This window comes from Ruania rhizosphaerae (genome assembly GCF_009805705.1).
GTDB lineage: Bacteria > Actinomycetota > Actinomycetes > Actinomycetales > Beutenbergiaceae > Ruania > Ruania rhizosphaerae.
The window spans coordinates 329322-347835 of record NZ_VSMB01000003.1; the positions used below are offsets into that span (position 1 = coordinate 329322).

The 18514-nt window shown below is 68.6% G+C and carries 16 protein-coding genes; 10 read left to right on the forward strand and 6 right to left on the reverse strand.

From position 1 onward, the window contains the following. Window positions 1-17: 17 nt before the first annotated feature. On the reverse strand, window positions 18-1103 hold the full coding sequence (gene sepH / locus FV560_RS06950; protein ID WP_159620777.1) for a septation protein SepH: 1086 nt from the start codon (window positions 1101-1103) through the stop codon (window positions 18-20). 293 nt (window positions 1104-1396) lie between these two features. Between sepH and FV560_RS06955 the strand changes: the two genes are divergently transcribed. After that, window positions 1397-1696, forward strand: coding sequence for a DUF4193 domain-containing protein (locus FV560_RS06955; RefSeq protein WP_159620778.1), 300 nt, complete (start codon window positions 1397-1399; stop codon window positions 1694-1696). 109 nt (window positions 1697-1805) lie between these two features. Here the strand turns inward: FV560_RS06955 and FV560_RS06960 are convergent, their stop codons facing one another. Beyond that, the gene (locus FV560_RS06960; protein ID WP_159620779.1) at window positions 1806-2252 is read right to left on the reverse strand and encodes a DUF3093 domain-containing protein; all 447 of its coding nucleotides are present in this window, start codon (window positions 2250-2252) and stop codon (window positions 1806-1808) included. A gap of 61 nt (window positions 2253-2313) precedes the next feature. On the opposite strand from FV560_RS06960, the gene dut reads away from it, so the two are divergent. The 4 genes from dut to FV560_RS06980 are packed head-to-tail and all read left to right on the forward strand — an operon-like array spanning window position 2314 to window position 4635. After that, window positions 2314-2787, forward strand: coding sequence for a dUTP diphosphatase (dut, locus tag FV560_RS06965; RefSeq protein ID WP_159620886.1), 474 nt, complete (start codon window positions 2314-2316; stop codon window positions 2785-2787). Continuing rightward, window positions 2787-3521, forward strand: a complete 735-nt coding sequence (locus tag FV560_RS06970; RefSeq protein ID WP_159620780.1) for a DUF3710 domain-containing protein — start codon at window positions 2787-2789, stop codon at window positions 3519-3521. The genes dut and FV560_RS06970 overlap by 1 nt, the downstream gene beginning before the upstream one ends. Then, complete coding sequence (locus tag FV560_RS06975; protein WP_159620781.1) at window positions 3518-3895, forward strand: single stranded DNA-binding domain-containing protein; 378 nt, start codon at window positions 3518-3520, stop codon at window positions 3893-3895. Before FV560_RS06970 ends, FV560_RS06975 begins: the two co-directional genes overlap by 4 nt. Further along, complete coding sequence (locus FV560_RS06980) at window positions 3892-4635, forward strand: DUF3159 domain-containing protein (protein ID WP_235019971.1); 744 nt, start codon at window positions 3892-3894, stop codon at window positions 4633-4635. Before FV560_RS06975 ends, FV560_RS06980 begins: the two co-directional genes overlap by 4 nt. Here FV560_RS06980 and FV560_RS06985 read toward each other — a convergent pair. Further along, the gene (locus FV560_RS06985; protein ID WP_159620782.1) at window positions 4589-5269 is read right to left on the reverse strand and encodes a potassium channel family protein; all 681 of its coding nucleotides are present in this window, start codon (window positions 5267-5269) and stop codon (window positions 4589-4591) included. The genes FV560_RS06980 and FV560_RS06985 overlap by 47 nt on opposite strands. Beyond that, window positions 5269-5922 (reverse strand): potassium channel family protein, encoded by a 654-nt coding sequence (locus FV560_RS06990; RefSeq protein ID WP_159620888.1) that lies wholly within the window; start codon window positions 5920-5922, stop codon window positions 5269-5271. The genes FV560_RS06985 and FV560_RS06990 overlap by 1 nt, the downstream gene beginning before the upstream one ends. A 119-nt stretch (window positions 5923-6041) precedes the next feature. Between FV560_RS06990 and FV560_RS06995 the strand changes: the two genes are divergently transcribed. The 3 genes from FV560_RS06995 (at window position 6042) to acnA (ending at window position 12169) form a co-directional block, all read left to right on the forward strand. Further along, window positions 6042-8057 (forward strand): APC family permease, encoded by a 2016-nt coding sequence (locus FV560_RS06995; RefSeq protein WP_159620783.1) that lies wholly within the window; start codon window positions 6042-6044, stop codon window positions 8055-8057. After that, window positions 8047-9276: a class I SAM-dependent RNA methyltransferase gene (locus FV560_RS07000; RefSeq protein WP_235019972.1), complete on the forward strand. Its 1230-nt coding sequence runs from the start codon at window positions 8047-8049 to the stop codon at window positions 9274-9276. The genes FV560_RS06995 and FV560_RS07000 overlap by 11 nt, the downstream gene beginning before the upstream one ends. 136 nt (window positions 9277-9412) lie before the next feature. Further along, window positions 9413-12169 (forward strand): aconitate hydratase AcnA, encoded by a 2757-nt coding sequence (acnA, locus tag FV560_RS07005; protein ID WP_159620785.1) that lies wholly within the window; start codon window positions 9413-9415, stop codon window positions 12167-12169. Window positions 12170-12276: 107 nt separating this feature from the next. Here acnA and FV560_RS07010 read toward each other — a convergent pair whose 3' ends face one another. Both FV560_RS07010 and FV560_RS07015 read right to left on the reverse strand, forming a co-directional pair. Continuing rightward, window positions 12277-14256, reverse strand: a complete 1980-nt coding sequence (locus FV560_RS07010) for a S9 family peptidase (RefSeq protein WP_159620786.1) — start codon at window positions 14254-14256, stop codon at window positions 12277-12279. A 2-nt stretch (window positions 14257-14258) separates the two neighbouring features. Next, entirely contained in the window at window positions 14259-15713 is a 1455-nt protein-coding gene (locus tag FV560_RS07015) for a GuaB1 family IMP dehydrogenase-related protein (RefSeq protein ID WP_159620787.1), read from the reverse strand. A 156-nt stretch (window positions 15714-15869) separates the two neighbouring features. Here FV560_RS07015 and FV560_RS07020 point away from each other — a divergent pair, with 156 nt between their 5' ends. Together FV560_RS07020 and dxs are read left to right on the forward strand one after the other, a co-directional pair. Beyond that, a complete protein-coding gene (locus FV560_RS07020; RefSeq protein ID WP_159620788.1) occupies window positions 15870-16559 on the forward strand; it encodes a YqaJ viral recombinase family protein in 690 nt (229 codons plus the stop codon). Window positions 16560-16574: 15 nt separating this feature from the next. Continuing rightward, complete coding sequence (gene dxs, locus FV560_RS07025) at window positions 16575-18485, forward strand: 1-deoxy-D-xylulose-5-phosphate synthase (RefSeq protein WP_159620789.1); 1911 nt, start codon at window positions 16575-16577, stop codon at window positions 18483-18485. Window positions 18486-18514: the final 29 nt, after the last annotated feature.

The window sequence follows — 18514 nt, forward strand, 5'->3', positions numbered from 1 at the left end:
GGTCGCAGCGATGGCGTTCAGTCGTTCTTGGCGCCGAACACGATCTCGTCCCAGGAGGGCACGCTGGTGCGGCGACGCCGACGTGGACGGGGCGCGTGCTCGGATTCCTCGGCCGGGGTGGCGTCAGCCCTGGGGCTCTCAAGCGGCTCGTCGCCCGCACCGGATGTCGTCGCCGCCTCAGGGACGGCCAGGATCGTCGCGTCGGGACGTTCGTGAGGATGAGAGGCCGGTGGGTGCGCGGGCGGGGGGTCCTCCCAGAGCATCGGTTCGTGCATTGCCTCGTCTACTTCGTCTGACTCGTCGACCACAGGTTGCCGGACTCCGCGATCGGCAGCGAGCTGGTCCAGCAGGGCTTCGGTGCGGTCGGCATCGCCGGCCTCGATGGTGTCGTCGGTGGCACCGTCCTCACCGTGGGGGGAGGAGGCCAGACCGGCGTCCACCGCGGCGAGCGGGCCGGTGAGGTCGATCGGATCGTCGTTCTCGACGTCGTAGACCCGGCCGCCGCGGACCGCCGACAGGTGGCGTCGGGATCCGGTCGGGGGCGACCACTCCATCTCGGAGAGCCAGCGGCTCTCGTCGTCGAGGGCAAGGACGGTCCGGGTCGACAGGTCGACCTGCCAGGTGGCTGCTCGCTCCCGGTCGCCGGCGACGAATCGAAGCACCAGCTCCCATGGGTCGTGAGCGACGCGGCGTGCATCCCACTCGAGCGCATCTGTGCGGACTCCGCGCGAGGCCAGCCTGTCGACCACCACATCTGCAAGCACCGGCGCGCCTGGCTGCCGGCTGATCGTCAGTGCACGTGCCTGCTGACTGACGTGCTGACGTTCGGCGATCACCGGACCCTCATAGCGCCGCACCGTCTCGAGCGGAACACCGAATTCGGCGGCGATGTCCTCGGCACTCGACCCGGAGCGGATCATCACCTGGATCTCACGTGGCCGGACCACACCTTCGGTGCGGACCTGCTCGAGCTGGGGACGGTCGCGTCGGACGGCAGCACGCAGCGCCTCATCGATCTCCAGACGGTAACGTTCGCCGTCCGGACCCATCAGCACGAGATGCTCGGCGTCGTTGTGAATGCCTACAAGTTCCAACTCGATCATGTCGCCTCCGTGCTCGGCTCCGACGAGCCGATCCCAGCTCGATAGCGAGCCTGCCAGGTGGTCGCGGTTCTTCGGCGTATTGAGTGCGGAGTGGCGGTCGATCCGACCTCAGATCTCGTTGAGGGGACACGATCTCCGGCGCAGAACCGTGTCCGGACACTCTAGTCCGGGACCGTGAGTATGCAATCGAGCGGCTGATGGTGCACAATTCACCCGCCACGGGAACATGTCGGCGCGCCGATCGTTGTACGTGCCAGAAGTCCAATCGAGAGAAACCGGAGCGCTTGCCCATCATGGCGACCGACTACGATGCACCGCGCAAGACCGAAGAGGACCTGAGCGAGGACTCGCTCGAGGAGCTGAAGGCCCGGCGCTCGGAGAAGAACTCGCCTGCGGTGGACGAGGACGAGACTGAAGCCGCGGAAGGATTCGAGCTCCCCGGAGCCGACCTCAGCGGTGAGGAACTGTCCGTCCGCGTCCTGCCCCGCCAGGCTGATGAGTTCACCTGTTCACAGTGCTTCCTCGTACACCACCGCAGCCAGCTGGCCTATGAGAAGGGCGGCCAGCCGGTGTGCTCGGAGTGCGCAGCCTGAGAACGAGGAGTACGACACGTGGGCGCCGCCCACGGGGCCAGCGACCACACGCCGAGGGAAAGTGCGCGTCGCTGGTCCGCAGGCATGGGCCCGGCCCTGCGCGCAGGTATCAGGATCTGCGCCCGAGTGCCCGGCTCAGTTCAGCCGGGCGCCGCGTGGAGACCAGCCAGTACGGTGTCGGGTCATGCGGGTCGTCGATGGCGATTCTGACGGCGGTAGGAGACCAAGCACGGAAGCGTACGTGGGCCCGGGCGTCCAGTCCGCGCCTCATGGCGTGTTTCAGTTCGTCCCCGTCCAGCTCGATCACCTGTGAGACGAGTTCCACAGGCAGTCGTGCCCGATCGACCCGGAGCAGACCGTCGGAGACCTCCACGACCGGTGAGACGGCGATCAGCATGACGGCGGCGAGGATCGCGGTGAGCGCCCCGGCGGCCAGCGCGAGCACCGCGTCGAGCGGCAGCAACGCGAGCCCGACGAGTGAGCCGGCGGCGGGCGCCAACAGCCACGCGGCCGGGGACGGGAGAACGCGCTCGCGGTACGAGGGGATGGCAGGCATACCGACCAGGGTGCCACGGTCCCGAGGCACCCTGGTCGGCCAGTAGCCTGGGACCGTGACGATGAGCGACGAGATGCCTGTCGAGGTCCTGGTTCAGCGCCTGGATCCCGGCCTTCCAGTCCCCAGCTATGCGCGCGCGGGTGATGCGGGTCTCGACCTGCTGGCGCGCGAGCCTTGCGACATCGCGCCAGGAGCGCGGCAGGCAGTGCCGACCGGGCTCGCCATCGCGCTGCCGGCGGGATACGCGGCGTTCGTGCATCCGCGATCCGGACTCGCCGCCAAGCACGGACTCACCGTGCTGAACGCGCCAGGGACGGTCGACGCGGGGTACCGTGGAGAAGTCACCGTGATCCTGCACAACACCGACCTGGCCCGCAGCGTCCGCTTGGATCGTGGCGACCGTGTCGCTCAGCTGGTGATCCAGCGGGTGGCCGTGGCCGACCTGGTCGAGGTGACGACGTTGCCCGCGAGTGAACGGGGCGAGGGCGGGTTCGGCTCGACCGGAGGCGTGGCCGCGATGGAAGGACAGAGCTGATGGGATGGTTCCGTCGACGACGGACCGTCGAGCAGGCCGGGACCGACGAAGCGGTCCGGGAGGACGAGCGGGCTGATTCGGCATCGTCGCCGGACGCGCCGGCCGAGGATGCCGAGGCATCCGAGGAAGGGTTGATCGGTCCCTGGGACTCCGAGGAGGTTCGATCCCGAGGGTTGCGGATGGACCTTGGTTCGTTATGGGTGCCGAAGCGCTCCGGGATGCAGATCCGCATGGAGCTCGATCGCAAGACCCGGCGGGTCGTCGGGGTGAATCTCGCCTATGAGGGCTCCGCGCTACAGATTCAGCCGTTCGCAGCTCCGCGGACCGCGGGCCTGTGGGAGACCCTGCGAGCCGAGCTCCAGACACAGGTCGACAAGCAGGGTGGCTCGGTCGACGAACGCCCGGGTCCATTCGGTACCGAGCTGCTGGCCCGCCTTCCGGTTCGGCTACCGGACGGCCGCAGCGGTCACCGGCCCGCGCGGTTTCTCGGCGTGGATGGCCCACGCTGGTTCCTCCGCGGTGTGCTGACGGGAAAGGCGGCGATCGATCCCTCGGCAGCAGCCACCATGGAGGCGCTCTTCGGTGACGTGGTCGTGGTCCGGGGCAGCGACCCCCGCCCGCCGCGTGACCTGCTTCCGCTGCATCTTCCCGGGCAACGGACGACAGCGGATGACGTCCCACCGGCCAGTATCGAGCTGCCCGCACGCGGGCACGAGACGACGGAGACGCGATGACGTGGCGCGAACGGCTGCGTCGGGTCGTCGCCTCGCAGTCCGAGTTCGACGCCGGTGAGGAGAAGGTCGAGGCGGAGCGGCAAGGGACTGTGCCCGTGGCGCGGTGCCGGGCGCGTCAACGAGTCTGCCTGTCCGGGGTGATCCGGTCAGTCACGTATGCACCGGCGAGGCAGGCGCCTGAGCTCGTGGCCGAACTCTATGACGGTTCGGGCAGCGTCGATCTGGTCTGGCTCGGCAGGCGCGAGATCCCGGGCATCGTGCCGGGCTGCCGCCTCAAGGTCGAAGGCATGCTGTGCCGCACCGCCCCCGGCCAGCCGCGCCCGGCCATCTACAACCCGAGCTACCGGATCCTGCCCCAGCGAGCGGCCTCGTGAGTTCCACCGAGCACCCAGCCGGTTCGGATGAGCCGGTGGCCGCCGAAGGGACCGGCCCGGATCCCGGGAACGCAACCCCAGCCGGACTCGTCGATCGTGACCACAGCGAGGCGGCTGCGCGTGGAGTCCGCCAGCTCACGGCCGACCGGTTCAGCATCGCCGACTCGATCGGCGGTGTGCGAGGCCTGATCGAGTCCGTGGCGCCGGGGCTGGTGTTCGTCGTCACCTTCGTGCTCACACGCGACCTGACCCCTGCGTTGATCGCATCTGTGGCCGTGGCGGTCGTGGCCACCATCGCTCGCCTGATCGGGCGCACACCCGTCACCCAGGCGGTCGGTGGGCTCGCCGGTGTGGCGATCGGTGCGGTGTGGGCGTGGCGATCAGGGGAGGCGTCCGACTTCTTCGCGTGGGGCTTGCTGGTCAACGCCGGATTCGCGGTCGGGGTGCTGGCCTCGATCCTGCTGCGCTGGCCCGTGGTCGGCGTGCTGGTGGCGCTCTTGACCGGTCAGGACCACCGGTGGCGCACCGATCACGCCCTACGGAGGCGGTATGTGCGCGCATCCTGGCTGTGGTTCGGGGCATTCGTGGCCCGGCTTGCGGTCCAGGTGCCGCTCTACCTACAGGCCGAAGCCGGCTGGCTCGGTACCGCACGCCTGGTCATGGGTCTGCCGTTGTGGGCGCTCGTCCTGTGGATCACGTGGTTGTGGGTTCGTCCCCGAGGAGCTGCTGCAGCGCGCTGAGGTCGTTCTCGTCGGCAGAGGTGGCGATGATGAGCAACTCGTCGCCTGCCTCCAGGGTGTCGTCCGGGCTCGGCGGGATGGGTTCATCGCCACGGATGATCGCGGCGAGCACCGACCCGGCCGGCCACGCGATGTCGGCCACCCGTTGCCCGACGACGGTCGCACCTGGGGCGAGCGTGATCTCGTACATGCTGGCACCGGACTGATGGAACGTGAAGATCCGGACCAGGTCGCCGATGGAGACGGCTTCCTCGACCAGCGCCGTCATGATCCGGGGGGTGGAGACAAGGACGTCGACACCCCAGGCCTCGTCGAACATCCACTCGTTCTTCGGGTTGTTCACGCGAGCCACCACGCGCGGGACGCCGAACTCGGTCTTCGCCAGCAGCGAGACCACCAGATTGACCTTGTCGTCCCCGGTCGCGGCGACGACGACATCGCTCTCCTCGGGGTGGGCGGTGGCGAAGCTGGCGATCTCGCATGCATCACCGAGGAGCCACTCGGCCGCACTCACCGAGGACACCTTCATCGCGGCCGGGTTCTTGTCGATGAGTGTGACCTGGTGATCGTGCCCGATCAGCTCGCGTGCGATCGACCGGCCGACACTTCCGGCTCCGGCGATGATGACCCGCATCAGTCCTCCTCCGCCCGCGGCGGACGGTTCAGCGTCCGCTGCGTCTCATCCAGGCGGTCGGTGTAGACCAGCGCGTGCAGGACGTCGTGTTCCTGCAGGACGTCGTCCGGTGTGGGGATGTAACCATCGCCCAGCCGAGACAGGAATGCGATTCGTGCGCCGGTGGCTGCCTGAATCTGACGGACGGGCTGCCCCAGCCACCCCGCATGCAGATCCAGTTCGCACATGGTCACCGAACCGGAGGCATCCCGGAACTCACTGGCCGCACCGACCGGCATCATCCGCCGCAGAACCTGATCGGAGGTCCAGCGGACGGTGGCCACGGTGGTGATGCCGAGTCGCTGGTAGATCTCGGCCCGGGCAGGGTCATAGATGCGGGCAACCACGTTCTCCACCCCGAAGGTCTCACGGACCACACGGGCTGCGATGATGTTGGAGTTGTCGCCGCTGGAGACAGCAGCGAACGCGTAGGCGTCCTCGATACCAGCCTGCGCGAGGGCCTCCCGGTCGAAACCCATCCCGGTCACACGTCGCCCTTCGAAGGACTCGGGTAACCGCCGGAACGCGTCGGGGTTCTGGTCGATGATCGAGACCGAATGCCCGCGTCCCTCCAGGGTCTCGGCGAGAGTGGTGCCGACGCGCCCGGCGCCCATGATGACGAAGTGCACGATGCAGACGCTACACCCGCACCGCGGCGGCGTGACATCTGCGGGCTGCAGGGTCGCCCGGCTCAACGTCGAGGCCTGCGACAGCGCGCGCGTAGCATGGCGGCGTGCCAGACATCGTGGAAGCCGCCAAACGGCTGCTCGTGGGACGGCCGGTCCGTAGCGACCGGATCGGACACGTGCAACTCCGTAAGCGGCAAGCACTACCGGTGTTCGCCTCGGACGCGTTGTCGTCGGTGGCCTACGCACCTGACGAGATCATCCTCACCCTGTCGCTGGCCGGCGCGGCTGCCGTCGTGGTCTCCCCGTGGGTCGGGCTCGCCGTCATCGGGGTGATGCTGACGGTCGTGGCGTCCTATCGCCATCTGGTGCGGGCCTACCCCGCGGGCCGCGGTGACTACCAGGTAGCCACGGAGAATCTCGGCAAGAAGGCGGGTCTGTCCGTCGCAGCCGCGGTCCTGGTCGACTATGTGTTGACCGTTGCGGTCTCGCTGTCCTCGAGCGCCCAGTACCTGACGACGATCTGGCCGCAGTTGCGCACGCACGAGGAATGGGTGGCGACCGCCATGGTGGTGCTGGTCGCGCTGGCGAACGTGCGCGGCGGGCAGCGGTCCCGGCGCAGCTTCGCGGTGCCGGTCTACCTGTTCCTGGCTGCGATGGGCGTGATGGCCGTCGTCGGGGGTCTGCAATGGGCGAGCGGAACGATCGGGCGCGCCGCCAGCGCCGACTACGAGGTCGTCCCGATGGAGAGCCTGGATCAGGGGCTGATGGGTATCGCGGGCGCCTTCCTGGTGCTACGCGCGTTCTCCTCCGGTGCGGTGGCACTCACCGGCGTCGAGGCCATCAGCACAGGAGTGCCGTTGTTCCGTCGTCCGAAGGCGCGCAACGCCGCGATCACCCTCTCGCTGCTGGGACTCATCGGCGCCACGATGCTGTTCGCGGTCCTGGGACTGGCGCAGGCGACGGGGGTTCGAGTCGTCGAGGTTCCATCCCGCGATCTGCGGATCGAGGGCAGCCCGGTGGCGGAGGACTTCGTACAGACGCCCGTCATCGGGCAGATCGCCGAGGTCGTCTTCGTCGCCGTGCCGTGGCTGATCGTCGTCGTCGTCGCGGCGACCGCTGCGATCCTCGTGCTGGCCGCCAACACCGCGTTCAACGGCTTTCCGCAGCTGGCCTCGGTGCTGGGCAAAGACGGCTTCCTACCGCGGCAGCTGCACACCCGTGGCGACCGGCTCGCTCTCACGAACGGGATCGTCAGCCTCAGTGTCGCCGCGATCGCGCTCATCTGGATCTTCGACGCACAGGTCACCCAGCTCATCCAGCTCTACATCGTCGGCGTCTTCGTCTCCTTCACTGTCGCCCAGCTCGGCATGGTCAAGCACTGGAACCGCCGGTTGCGTACCGTCATCGCCGCACAGGAGCGCACCCAGATGCTGCGGGCCCGCGCGGTCAATTCGTTCGGCTTCCTCCTGACGGCGGTGGTGCTGACAGTGGTCGTGGTCACCAAAGCCACGCACGGTGCGTGGATCGCAGTCGGGCTGATGGCGGTGCTGTTCGTGCTGATGGGGCTGATCCGCCGCCACTACGACGCGGTGGCAGCCGAGCTCGCCTTGAGTGATGAGGGGAAGGCGAAGGCACTGCCCTCGCGCGTCCATGCTGTCGTGCTGGTCTCGCAGGTACACAAGCCCGCACTGCGGGCGCTGGCTTACGCCCGCGCCACGCGTCCGTCCACGCTGCAGGCGATCTCGGTCGCGGTTGACCCCGCAGATACGGCGCGGGTTCGCGATGAGTGGGACGCTCTCGGTGTGCCACTGCCGCTGACGGTCCTCGACTCTCCTTATCGCGAGGTGACACGGCCGGTGCTGGAGTTCGTGAAGTCCATCCGGCGTGAGTCCCCTCGCGACCTGGTGGTGGTCTACGTTCCTGAGTACGTGGTGGGTACCTGGTGGGAACGGATCTTGCACAACCGCAGCTCAGCCCGGCTCAAGGCTCGGCTGCTGCACATGCCGGGTGTGGTCATGGCCTCGGTGCCCTGGCAGCTGAAGTCGGCTGAGCTGATCGGCCCATGGGCGGGAACGGCCGTTCATGACGAGACCCAACGGAGCGGTGACGATGCCCGATAGCGACGAACTGATCGAGATGACTGTCGGGCAGGCGGTCCACGGCGGGCATTGCCTGTCTCGTGTGGACGGGCGGGTGGTCTTCGTTCGTCATGCGCTCCCCGGGGAACGGATCCGTGCACGAGTCACCGACAGCCGGCGCCGGGGGCACTGGCGCGCCGATGCCGTGGAGATCCTTGACGGCGCACCCGAGCGGGTGGACTCGGTCTGGCCTGAGGCAGGACCGGGCGGCGTCGGCGGAGGAGAGCTGGCACATGTGAGCCTCGATGGTCAGCTGAGCTGGAAGCGGGACGTCCTGGTCGACGCGCTGCAGCGCATCGGCGGGCTCGACCCGCAGGATCCGCTGGTGACGGGGCTGCAGGTCCGTGGTGTCGACGAGGACCGGGAACGGGGCGGTCTGGGGTATCGCACCCGGATCGAGCTGGTGGTCGACGAGCAGGGCCGTGCCGGGATGTTTCAGCACCGCACCCACACGATCGCACCACTACGCTCGATGCCCCTCGCCGTTGAGGCACTCGGGGTACCGGAGCTGCTCTCTCGCACGTGGCGCCCCGGCGCGCGGATCGACGCGGTCGCACCCAGCGAGAGTGACCGGATCGTGCTCATCGACGGCGTCCCGCTGCGCGGCGGACGACGGACGGCGCGTGAGCGTGTCGAGGTCGATGGACGCAGCTGGCGCTATCGCGTCGCCGCTGAGGGGTTCTGGCAGGTGCATCAGCAGGCCCCTGCCGCGCTCGTGGCCGCGGTGCTGGCAGCCGCTCAGGTGCGGCCCGGTGAACGCGTTCTGGATCTCTACAGCGGGTCGGGTCTGCTGACAGTTCCGCTCGCGGACGCGGTGGGTGGTGAGGGTGCGGTTGACGCCGTCGAGTCGGACGAGCGGGCGGTCAAGGACGCGCGCCGCAACGTCCACGACCGTCCGCAGATCCGCCTCCACCAGGGCGCGGTACACCGCATCCTGCAGTCGGCACAGTTCGCCGACACCGATGTGGTGGTCCTCGACCCGCCGCGCGCCGGAGCCGGTGAGGCGGTCGTCGAGCAACTGCTGCGGACCACGCCCCGGCGGGTGGTGTACGTCGCCTGTGACCCCGCGGCGCTCGCCCGTGATGTCGCCTATGCGCGCGAGCACGGGTACACGCTCACCGCGCTGGATCCGATCGATCTGTTCCCGCACACCCACCATGTGGAGACCGTGGCGGTCCTCACACCTGGCACGGGTGAGTGATGCGCGCGTCGCTCGCGAGCCGGGAAGCGCTGCGGTAGTATTTATCTCGATATCGAGATAAATATCGGGACATACTCGTCACGTAAGTGCGAGGATGGTCCTGCGCCGACGACGTTCCGCATGACAGGAGTGGCCAGTGAGCACCGTGGACAGCTTTTCCGCCAAGAGCACCCTGCGGGTGGGTGAGACCGACTACGAGATCTACCGGCTCGGCGCCGTCCCCGGGCTGGAGCGGCTGCCCTACAGCCTGAAGGTTCTCGCCGAGAACCTGCTGCGCACCGAGGACGGTGCCAACATCACCGCTGACCATGTCCGGGCACTGGCCGACTGGGACCCCAGCGCGCAGCCGAGCACCGAGATCCAGTTCACTCCGGCTCGCGTGGTGATGCAGGACTTCACCGGTGTGCCGTGCGTCGTGGACCTGGCGACCATGCGTGAGGCGGTGGCCGATCTCGGCGGCGACCCTGCGTCGATCAATCCGCTCTCTCCGGCCGAACTCGTGATCGACCACTCGGTGCAGATCGACGTGTTCGGCCGCTCCGACGCGTTCGAGCGCAATGTGGCGATCGAGTATGAGCGCAACCATGAGCGCTACCAGTTCCTGCGCTGGGGCCAGACTGCCTTCGACGACTTCAAGGTCGTCCCCCCGGGCACCGGGATCGTGCACCAGGTCAACATCGAGTACCTGGCCCGCACGGTGATGACCCGTGAGGTGGAGTCCGGCGGGCAGAAGGTCCTTCGCGCTTACCCCGACACCTGCGTCGGCACCGACTCCCACACCACGATGGTCAACGGTCTGGGTGTGCTCGGCTGGGGCGTCGGCGGTATCGAGGCCGAGGCGGCCATGCTCGGCCAGCCGGTGTCGATGCTCATCCCGCGCGTGGTCGGATTCAAGCTGAACGGTCAGATCCCGGCCGGCGTGACCGCCACCGACGTGGTGCTGACCATCACCGAGATGCTGCGTGAACATGGCGTGGTCGGCAAGTTCGTGGAGTTCTACGGCGACGGCGTCGCTGCCGTGCCGTTGGCGAACCGGGCCACCATCGGGAACATGAGCCCGGAGTTCGGCTCCACTGCGGCGATCTTCCCGATCGACGACGTCACGCTGGACTACCTGCGCCTGACCGGACGCTCGGACGACGAGGTCGCCCTCGTCGAGGCCTATGCGAAGGAACAGGGGATGTGGCATGACCCGGCAACCGAGCCGGTGTTCTCGGAGTACCTCGAGCTCGACCTGAGCACGGTGGTTCCTTCCATCGCCGGGCCGAAGCGCCCGCAGGACCGGATCGCGATCTCGCATGCCAAGGCGGCTTTCCAGCGCGACCTGCCGGCCTACGCCCCCGAGGTGCGCAACGGTGTGGACGAGGCGGAGAAGGAGTCCTTCCCCGCCTCCGACTCACCGGCCATCGGCAATCAGGCACGCAAGACCGTGCCGGTCACCACGCCGGACGGTGCGACCTACGAACTGTTCCATGGCGCGGTGGCGATCGCATCGATCACCTCCTGCACGAACACCTCGAACCCGTCTGTCATGCTGGCCGCAGGGCTGCTCGCCAAGAATGCCGTCGATGCGGGCCTGACGGTGAAGCCGTGGGTGAAGACCTCGATGGCTCCCGGTTCTCAGGTGGTCACGAACTACTACGACAAGGCCGGCCTGTGGCCCTACCTGGAGAAACTGGGCTACCACCTGGTCGGCTACGGCTGCACCACCTGCATCGGCAACTCCGGCCCGCTGGACCCGGAGGTGTCGGAGGCGGTGAACTCCAACGACCTGGCTGTGGTCTCGGTGCTCTCGGGCAACCGGAACTTCGAGGGCCGGATCAACCCCGACATCAAGATGAACTACCTGGCCTCGCCGCCGCTGGTGATTGCCTACGCGCTGGCCGGCACGATGGAGTTCGACTTCGCTCACGAGCCGCTGGGTCACGGCGAGGATGGCAAGCCGGTGTTCCTCGCCGACATCTGGCCCTCCCCGGAAGAGGTCCAGTCCACGATCGACTCCTCGATCAACCGGGAGATGTTCACCGCGGACTACGCGGACGTGTTCTCCGGGGATGAGCAGTGGCGCTCGCTCGACACACCCGAGGGTGACACCTTTGCCTGGGATGCCGAGTCGACCTACGTGCGTAAGCCCCCGTACTTCGAGGGTATGACTGCCGAGCCTGCACCGGTCGAGGACATCGCAGGTGCGCGGGTGCTGGCCAAGCTCGGTGACTCGGTCACCACGGACCACATCTCCCCAGCCGGGTCGATCAAGCCGGACTCACCGGCCGGGACCTACCTGGCCGAGAACGGCGTGGCGCGCAAGGACTTCAACTCCTACGGCTCGCGTCGCGGTAACCACGAGGTGATGATCCGCGGCACCTTCGCCAACATCCGGCTGCGCAATGAGCTGCTGGACGGCGTCGAGGGCGGGTTCACGCTGAACCACCTCACCGGCGAGCAGACCACGATCTACGACGCCGCGCAGGCCTACGCCGAGGCAGACATCCCGCTGGTGATCCTGGGTGGCAAGGAGTACGGCTCCGGTTCCTCGCGTGACTGGGCAGCCAAGGGAACTGCCCTACTGGGCGTCAAGGCCGTCATCACCGAGAGCTTCGAGCGCATCCACCGGTCCAATCTCATCGGGATGGGCGTCCTCCCGTTGCAGTTCCCGGCAGGGGAGAGCGTCGAGTCGCTCGGGCTCGACGGTTCCGAGACCTTCGACATCGCGGGCGTGAGCGCCATCACCGACGGTCCTGCACCGTCGTCCGTGCACGTCACGGCCACGAAGTCCGACGGAGCCACGGTCGAGTTCGATGCCGTGGTGCGCATCGACACCCCGGGGGAAGCGGACTACTACCGCAACGGCGGGATCCTCCAGTACGTGCTGCGCTCCCTCGTGAACGACTGAGCGCAGACAGCCGGAGAACGGCGGCCGGGTAGAGCAGGGACTTCCCGCTCTGCCCGGCCGCCGTCGTCTGCGAGGGAAGTCTCGCTCCCGTCGGGCCGGCTGCTCGCTCAGGTGGGTGAGAATCCGAACACTCGGCCGTAAAAGGCAAGCTCGGCTTCAAGCGCCGTCCGGCGGTTGTCCGCGCGCCGGAACCCGTGCCCCTCGCCGTCGAACATCACCAGCTCGACCTCCATGCCGGCTGCACGCACCGCGTCGGCCATCAGGCGGGCCTGTTCCGGGGGGACGACCCGGTCCTGGGTCCCCTGGAAGAGGATCATCGGAGCTCGGAGCCGATTCACATGATGCACCGGCGAACGGTCCCAGTAGATGGAAGCGGCTTCAGGGTAGGGCCCCACCAGGGAGTGCAGGTACCGGCTCTCGAACTTGTGCGTGTGCGCTGCCAGCGCCTCCAGGTCGCCGATGCCGTAGTGGCTGGCTCCCGCGGCGAACGTCTGCGTGAACGTCAATGCTGCCAGCGTCGTGTAGCCGCCTGCCGAGCCACCTCGTACAGCCGCCCGGTTCGGATCGACGATGCCCTGTTCCGCGAGCCAGCGGGCGCCCGAGCTGCAGTCGGCCACGTCAACGATGCCCCACCGGCCATGGAGCCGTTCCCGGTAGGCGCGCCCATAGCCGGTGCTGCCGCCGTAGTTGACGTCGAGGACGGCGAATCCACGCGTGGTCCAGAACTGGACCGCCAGATCGAGCCCAGGTGATGTGGCACCCGTTGGCCCCCCGTGAGAGAGGACCAGCAGGGGCGGCCGCTCCGCGTCACCGCCCATCCACTCGGCGCTGGTAGGGCGGTAGAGGAAGCCGTGAGCGACCCCGTCGGACGACGGCCAGGAGACATCCTCCGCTACCGAGATCGACTGCTCGTCCAGCTCGAGATCAGTGGTCGAGCGCAGCACGGTGGCCGTCCCGGCAGCCAGGTCCAGCTCGACCACGGCCTGGGCCCGGTACGGCCCCGCTCCGATGAAGACCACCCGGCCCGGTGCAGCACGCACGTCGCCTACCGGAGCCCAGTCGCCCTCCCACGGCTCGAGAGCACCGTTGTCGATACGGATCGCGGCGAGCCGGCGCCGCCCCTGAACCGTGTAGGCCGCGATGAGGTGGTCGTCGCTCAGCAGGTCGATCGTCAGGGGACCGAAGCCCCACTGCGGGACGGTGAACTCGGCATCGCTGGGATGGAGCGGTCTGGTGCGCCGGTGAGCGCCGTCCAGCTCGGTCCGATAGAGGTTCCACCAGTCCGTGCGGTCGTCGACATGCACGAGATCCCCTGCCGGGGTCCACATGGGTTCGGCCACCGACACCTGCGGCCCTCCCGCCACGGTCCGGTGGTGCAGCACACGTGCGCCACCGTCGGCGACCGTGGCCACGTGCAGCTCGGAGGAGTCCCACGGCATCGCCGGGTGGTTCCAGCTGATCCACGCGAGCAGGGCGCCGTCCGGGCTCAGACGTGGTGACGTCACGAAGTCGCTGTCCCGGACCAGCACCGCCACGAGGTCTGGGTCGTGCGCCGCGGCGCCGTCGAGCGGAATCGACACGAGTGTGGCGGTGGGATCGGTCCGTGCGGCACCGGGCTCTCCGTGGTCCTCCGCGATCGCATACACGACACCACGTTCGGTATCGATCTCGAAGTCGGCATACCGGCGCCCGCTCACCGCCACGAGCGGAGTGGGCGGTGCCGTGCTGCCGTCCGGTTGGAGGTCGATGCGATAGACCCGGTCGTCCTCACGTCGTGATGCCACGATGACCGAATCGGTCACCGCATAGGAGGCGCCGCCGTACTCGTGCGCGCGGGTGCGGACGTCGAACGTACCGCCATCAGGCGCCTGCATCGGGACGTCGCCGACGTCTCCGGTGCTGTCGCGCCGCACCAGCACGCTTCGTCCCTCCTCCCACGGGCGCGACTCCACCCAGTAGGTGTCGGCTCCGGCGAGTCTGAGCTCAGACAGGCGAACAGTTCCCGCGGCCAGCGCCTGCGCGGAGATGGGGGAGGGCCACTCGCCGTACGCAAGCACGCGGCGGCGATCAGATCGTGGTGTTCCCATCGTCACCAACCCCCCGGGAGCGGACGGCCTTCGTCGTAGCCTGCCCGGGACTGCAGCCCGACCAGTACACGGTCGCTGAACTCGGCCAGGCTCCGAGCGCCCGCATAGGTGCACGAGCTACGCAGCCCGGCCGTGATGTGGTCGAGGAGGTCCTCGACGCCGGGCCGGTCCGGGTCCAGGTAGATCCTGGAGGCCGAGATGCCCTCCTCGTAGAGGCTCTTGCGGGCCCGTGCGAACGGGCTGGCATCGCTGGCCGTGCGTGCCGCCACCGCTCGTGCGGACGCCATCCCGAAACTCTCCTTGTACCGGCGTCCGTCGGGGTCGACATGCAGATCGCCGGTCGACTCGTAGGTCCCGGCGAACCATGAGCCCACCATCACCTGACTCGCACCGGCAGCCAGTGCCAGTGCGACATCGCGTGGATGCCGGATGCCGCCGTCGGCCCACACATGCCGGCCCAGCTCACGCGCTCGCTGGGAGCATTCCGCCACGGCCGAGAACTGCGGGCGCCCCACCGCCGTCATCATGCGGGTGGTGCACATCGCGCCAGGACCCACACCCACCTTCACGATGTCGGCACCGGCCTCGACGAGGTCGGTGACGCCGTCGGCCGTGACGACATTGCCTGCGACGACCGGAACTGCGGGATCGAGGGCACGCGTGGCGCGCAGCGCCTCGATCATCTTCGCCTGGTGCCCGTGCGCCGTGTCCACGACCAGGACATCGGCTCCCGCTTCGAGCAGACCACGCGCCCGCGCCGCGACGTCGCCGTTGACGCCCACGGCGGCACCGATGCGCAACCTCCCGGCATCGTCGAGCGCCGGTGCATAGATCGAGGAGCGCAGCGCCCCGAGCCGGGTCAGGACGCCACACAGCCTGCCCGAGGAGTCGACCACCGGGGAGAAGCGCCGCCGGGCCGCATGCTGCGCCTCGAACGCCGCCTCCAGGGCGCCGGGGCCTTCCAGCGTGTCGAGTTCGAGCACCGCCGGGTCGGCGCTCATGACCTCCTGCGCCTGCGTGAACTGATCCACACCATGGCAGTCCGACCGGGTCACGACACCGACTGGACGCCCCTGATCGAGGACCACGGCAGCCCCGTGGGCCCGCTTGTCGACCAGGGTCAGGACCGTGTGCACGGTATCGGTGGGTGCGACCGTCACCGGGGTTTCGAGCAGGGTGTGGCGGCCCTTGACCGAGGCGATCGTCCGACGCACTTCCGCGAGCGGCAGGTCCTGGGGCAGGATCGCGATCCCGCCCCGGCGGGCCACGGTCTCGGCCATCCGCCGCCCACTGACCGCCGTCATGTTCGCCACCACGATCGGGATCGTCGTCCCGGTCCCATCCGTCGTCGCCAAGTCGACATCGAAACGCGAGGAGACGTCCGAGTAGGACGGTGCGAGAAAGACATCGTCGTAGGTCAGATCGTGACTGATGGTGTGCCCAGGGAGCAGTCGCATACCTGCCAGCCTAGATGGTGGGATGGCAGCACAGGCAGCACAGGCAGCACAGGCAGCACAGGCAGCACTTGCGCGGCTCGCGGCTCTCCGGAGCGTCCGGGTGGGTCCGGCGCGTGCTCCGCGCTGTCGCACCGGCCCTGCCGTAAGGTGCCAGGCGTGATCGATGGCTACCGGTACGTGCGCACCCCAGCCGGTGACGTCGTCTCCTCCCGCAACCGGGTGGCATGGCTGCGAGCACGACTGTGGGGTGTGACCGCCACCGACGCGCGCCGCCTCGTCACCACCAGCGGACGAGTATCGAAGCAGCGCCGTCGTCTCCTGGAGGCCAAGCTCACGGGCTGGGAGGGCCCGCGGCTACCGCAGTTCGAGCACGGGATCCGCCGTGAACCGGTGATCGCGGCCTGGGTGCACCAACGATTCGGGATCGCACCCAGCTCGCTGCTGTGTGCCGGTCACGATCCGCGCCACCTGGCAACACCTGACGGGATCGGGGAGCACTCGATCGCCGAGATCAAGACCTCGGTCGAAGACCTCGACGGCGCCGCGCGCACCTACGCCGACCAATTGCAGTGGCAGCTGCACGTGACCGGGTGCGATCGGGTGCTGTTCGTGGTCGAGCACCGCGACACCCTCCGGCGGGACTTCCGGTGGGTGGAACGTGACGAGGAACGCATCGAGCTCCTGCGTACCCACGCGAACGCATTCCTCAACGAGCTGGACCGCGCCCGCGCGCTGCTCGTCGCGGCGGGAGATCGGCCCGTCGATCACCGGGCGCTGCGTGACCTCGACCTCTCCGCGCCGCCGGCGAACGCCCAGGCACGTAGCATGGGTGCAGCTGCAGGCTGATGACGGGAGCATGAGGTGACCGAGCTGGAACGGCTGCGCGGTCCCGAGGATCTGCGCGCACTGAGCCCACGGCGCCTGCGGGCGCTCGCCGAGGAGATCCGGGCATTCCTCGTCGATTCGGTCTCTCGCACGGGCGGGCACCTCGGCCCCAATCTGGGGGTGGTCGAGCTGACACTGGCGATCCACCGGGTGTTCTCCTCACCGCGGGACTCCGTGGTCTTCGACACCGGGCACCAGGCCTATGTGCACAAGCTCCTGACCGGCCGGCAGGATTTCGCCGACCTGCGGCGCCGGGGTGGGCTCTCCGGGTATCCGAGCCGCACTGAGTCCGATCATGACATCGTCGAGAATTCCCACGCCTCGACCGCGCTGTCGTGGGCGGACGGCATCTCCCGGGCCCGGCTGCTGGCAGGGGACACCGACCGGCACACGGTCGCCGTGATCGGCGACGGCGCCCTGACCGGGGGTATGGCCTGGGAGGCGCTGAACAACCTCGCCGACTCACCGGACCAGCGCCTGGTGATCGTCGTCAATGACAACGGCTGGTCGTACTCGCCGACCGTCGGCGGTCTCGCCCGCTACCTGGACGCCGTTCGCACCGACCGCAACTATGAGCGGGTGCTCGGCTGGGGTAAACGGACACTCCAAGGCGGGGGTCGTCCGGGCCGGTTGACCTATGACGCCCTGCACGGGATGAAGAAGGGCCTCAAGGATGTGCTGCGCCCCCAGCACGGCCTGTTCGAGGAGCTCGGACTGAAGTCGATCGGACCTGTCGACGGGCACGATATGGATGCCCTGGACGCGGCGTTGCGCAGTGCGCGGGGCTACGGCGGCCCGGTGATCGTGCATGTTGTCACTGAGAAGGGGCGTGGCTACGTCCCTGCCGAGAGTGACGCCGTCGACCGTTTCCACACCGTCGGCAAGATCCATCCGGAGACGGGACTGCCCGTGGTGCCCTCCCGCTTCGGGTGGACGTCGGTGTTCGCCGACGAAATCCTGCAGATCGCGCGTACCCGGTCGGACGTGGTCGGCATCACTGCGGCGATGCCCGAACCCGTCGGGCTGGCCCCGATGGCGCGTGAGCTCCCGGGCCGGGTGATCGATGTCGGCATCGCCGAGGAGCACGCACTCACCTCCGCGGCCGGGATGGCGTTCGCCGGACTGCACCCGGTGGTCTCGCTGTACGCCACCTTCCTCAACCGCGCCTTCGACCAGCTGCTGATGGACGTGGCGCTGCACCGCGCCGGCGTCACCATCACGCTCGACCGAGCCGGCCTCACCGGTGACGACGGTGCCAGCCACAACGGCATGTGGGACCTGGCACTGCTGCGCCTGGTGCCCGGGCTGAGGTTGGCCGCGCCACGCGACGAGGCGACCTTACGCAGCGCGTTGCGCGAGGCGGTGTCCGTCTCGGACGCTCCCACCGTGGTGCGTTACCCGAAGGGAGCGTTGCCGGAGCCCCTACCGGCCCTGAGCCGCACGTCCGGTCTGGATGTCCTCGCCCGGGCAGCCGGCGACGGCGGAGCCCGGGTTCTCGTGGTGGGCGTGGGACCGTTCGCGGCCACTGCCGCCGAGGTCGCGCACCGGTTGGGGGACCAGGGGATCGGGGCGATGGCGGTGGACCCGTGCTGGGTGATCCCGGTACCGGACGCCTTGGTGGACCTGGCGGCCGGCTACGACCGGGTCGTGACCATCGAAGACGGCATCGTCACGGGCGGCTTCGGCAGTGCACTGCGGGACCGGCTCGCCGAGTCCAGCCCCGACGTCGCCGTTCAGGTCCACGGGATCGCACACGAGTTCCTCTCGCACGCCTCCCGTGCACAGCTGGAGGAGGAGATGGGGCTCCGTCCGCAGGACATCGCCCGCGAGACGGCGGCAGCCGTGGCACGACGGAACGAGAACGCCTCAACGCCCGGCGTCTCGTAGCATGTGGTCCAAGCACCCGAGCGCGAAGG